2 protein-coding genes and 1 pseudogene are annotated in these 3,319 nt (G+C 72.6%); all 3 read left to right on the top strand.

All coding sequences use genetic code 11. The features are described 5' to 3' along the window. The coding region (locus QR77_RS11675; RefSeq protein ID WP_236710604.1) for a PP2C family serine/threonine-protein phosphatase at positions 1–1,180 on the top strand (1,180 nt) is incomplete at its 5' end. A gap of 183 nt (positions 1,181–1,363) precedes the next feature. Next, positions 1,364–2,722 (top strand): VWA domain-containing protein, encoded by a 1,359-nt coding sequence (locus QR77_RS11680; RefSeq protein WP_040021493.1) that lies wholly within the window; start codon positions 1,364–1,366, stop codon positions 2,720–2,722. A 75-nt stretch (positions 2,723–2,797) separates the two neighbouring features. Then, positions 2,798–3,319: pseudogene (locus QR77_RS48525) on the top strand (hypothetical protein); the annotation flags it as partial.

Genomic DNA, 3,319 nt, shown 5'->3' on the forward strand with positions numbered 1-3,319 from the left:
CGCGCCGCCCGCCGCGCCGCCCGCGCCACCGGCATCGGCGTTGGCATCGCTGACCCCGACGCTCCGGGACGATCCGGTGCCGGACGACCCGGCGGGGGACGACGCGGGCCGGAGCGCGTCCGCCGAGCACTCCTCTGCGTCCTCGGAGGCGACGGACGGGACGGACTCGTCGGACATGTCCGACCCCGCGAGCCCCGTACCCCCGGACCCCCGGACCGTCGACCCCGACGCCACTCCCCCTTCGGGCACCAAGCTCTGTGTCGCCTGCCGCGCGGGCCGGGTGGACAGCGACGGCTACTGCGAGAACTGCGGCCACGCCCAGCCGCGCGAGCGCGACCACATGGAGGAGGAGTTGGCCGCGGTGGCGGCGGTGAGCGACCGGGGCCTGCGGCACCACCGCAACGAGGACGCGTTCGCGCTGTCCTCGGCGGCGCTCCCCGACGGCTCGCCCGCCGTGGTCGCGATCGTCTGCGACGGTGTGTCCTCGGCGACCCGCCCCGACGAGGCCTCGGAAGCCGCGGCCGACGCGGCCAACGAGTCGCTGCCGGCCGCGCTGGAGCGCGGTACGCATCCGCAGCAGGCCATGCACGACGCGATCCTGGCGGCGTCCGAGGCCGTCAACGCGCTCGCCCAGGAGCCGGGCCGCGCCACGGCCCACGACACACCCCGCCACCAGAACGCGCCCGCGTGCACGATCGTCGGCTCGGTGGTGGCGAACGGGCTGCTGATCGTCGGCTGGGTCGGCGACAGCCGCGCCTACTGGGTGCCCGACGACCGTACGTTCGCGTCGGCGCGGCTCACCGAGGACGACTCCTGGGCCGCGCAGATGGTCGCCGCCGGTCTGATGAACGAGGTCCAGGCGTACGCGGACGAGCGCGCCCACGCCATCACCGGCTGGCTGGGCGCCGACGCGTACGAACTGGAGCCGCACACCGCCTCCTACAAGCCGGACCGCTCGGGTGTGGTGGTGGTCTGCACGGACGGCCTGTGGAACTACGCGGAGAGTGTGGAGGAGATGGCCCGGGTCCTGCCGCCCGATGCCGCGCAACGGCCGCTGCACGCGGCCCAGGTACTGGTCGGCCACGCGCTCGACGGCGGGGGCCACGACAACGTAACAGTGGCTGTCGTGCCGTTCGCCGTGCCACCGCGAGGGGCAGGATCGGCCCAGGACAAGGCTTGAACCCGTTCCGCCCTTCCTGGGCCTGGTGAACGTCCGCGCGCCGGGGCGCCCGAGTGTCCCGCGTACCGCCGCCCGATGTCAGTTGCCCGCTGTCCGACGCCTGTTGCCCGACGCCTGTTGCCCGATGCCCGTCGCCCCTTTTCCGCTGACTCTGTCGCGTGGAGCCCCGAGGAGCCGATACACATGGCGAACTTCTCCAAGTCCAACGTGCCGCGATTCTCCGTCGACGTGTACCAGAACGAGTACCTGCCCGAAGGCGGCCGCGAGGTGCACGCCATCGTCACGGTCACCTCGACCGGCGGCGGTACGAGCGGGGGCGCCCCGCTGAGTGGAGCCTCGCCCGCCTCCCCGGCGTTCTCGGCGAACGGCCCCAGAGCAGCCGTGGTGATCATGGTCGACTGCTCCGGCTCGATGGACTATCCGTCGGCGAAGATGCGCGCGGCGCGGGAAGCGACGGCCGCCGCGGTCGACACCCTGCGCGACGGCGTCGCCTTCGCCGTGGTCGCCGGTACGCATGTGGCGCGCGAGATCTACCCCGGCAACGGCGGGCTCGCCACAGCCGACGCGCGGACCAGGGCGGGGGCCAAGGACGCGCTGCGCGGGCTGAGTGCCGGCGGCGGTACGGCGATCGGCACCTGGCTGCGGCTGGCCGACCGGCTGCTGTCCTCGGCCGAAGTCCCGATCAGGCACGGCATCCTGCTCACCGACGGCCGTAACGAACACGAGGCGCCCGAGGACCTGCGGGCCGCGCTGGACGCCTGCGCCGGCCGGTTCACCTGTGACGCCAGGGGTGTCGGCACGGACTGGGAGGTGAAAGAAGTCACAGCCATCGCCACCGCGCTGCTCGGCACCGCCGACATAGTGGCCGATCCGTCGGCCCTGGCCGCCGACTTCACCCGGATGATGGAGAACGCGATGGGCAAGGAGGTCGCGGACGTGGCACTGCGGCTGTGGACGCCCGTCGGTGTGGAGATCCAGTTCGTCAAGCAAGTGGCTCCGGCGGTCACCGAGTTGACCGGCCGCCGTACGGAGGCGGGGCCGCGCGCCGGCGATTATCCGACGGGTTCCTGGGGGAACGAGTCGCGCGACTACCACGTGAGTGTGCTGGTCCCCGGGGCCGGAATCGGCCAGGAGATGCTGGCGGCGCGCGTCTCGCTGATCCTTCCGGCGCCCGGTGGCGGCTCCCCCGAAGTGCTGTCCCAGGGGCTGGTACGGGCGGTGTGGACGGAGGATGTGGCAGCCTCGACCTCGATCAATCCGCAGGTCGCGCACTACACGGGCCAGGCCGAGTTGGCACAGGTGATCCAGCAGGGGCTGGACGCCCGTAAGTCGGGTGATCTGGACGGCGCGACAGCCAAATTGGGGCGCGCGGTTCAGCTCGCGGCCTTCTCGGGGAACGCTGATACGGCGAAGTTGCTTTCCAAGGTGGTGGACGTCGTGGATGAGGCGACAGGTACTGTGCGACTGAAGGCGAAAGTCACGGATGCGGACGAGATGACCCTTGAGACTCGCTCCACCAAGACAGTTCGCGTCAAGAAGTAGCAGCGTGGAAGCTGCGACCAAGCAGCGGCACAGGGACGGCCTCCGGGCCGGATGAGGAGAGGGGGAAGCGCCGACATGCCGACCTGCCCCAACGGACACCAGTCGGGTTCCGACGACTGGTGCGAGGTCTGCGGCCACCGCATGGCCGGACCCGGCGCCCCCGCGGGCGCTGCTCCGGGGCCTCCGCCGCCCCCGCCCGGTTACGGCTTCCCGCCGCCTGGGCCCGGTCAGGGCCCCGGCCCCGGACAAGGTCCCGCGCAGGGGTACGGTCCCGGCGGTCCTGGTGCTTCCGGGCCGCCCGAGCTGTGCCCGCAGTGCCGCACCCCGCGCGAGCCGATGGCTCCGTACTGCGAGGAGTGCCGGTGGAACTTCCTCACCAACACGGCCACGTCCTACACCCCGCTGGCACCGCAGCCGGGCGTCGGCGGCGACCCGGGGCTCAAGCTGCCGTCCGCGTTCCAGCAGGGACATCAGCCGCAGCAGCCCCAGCACCCGCAGCCGCCGTACCCGCAGCAGGGGCATCAGCCGCCGCGGCCGCCTGAGCCGTACGAGTACCAGAGCTCGCGCCCCTCGCAGGCCCACCGTCCCGCGGAGCCG

Origin of the sequence: Streptomyces sp. 150FB, assembly GCF_000818195.1 — a bacterium.
Lineage (GTDB): Bacteria > Actinomycetota > Actinomycetes > Streptomycetales > Streptomycetaceae > Streptomyces.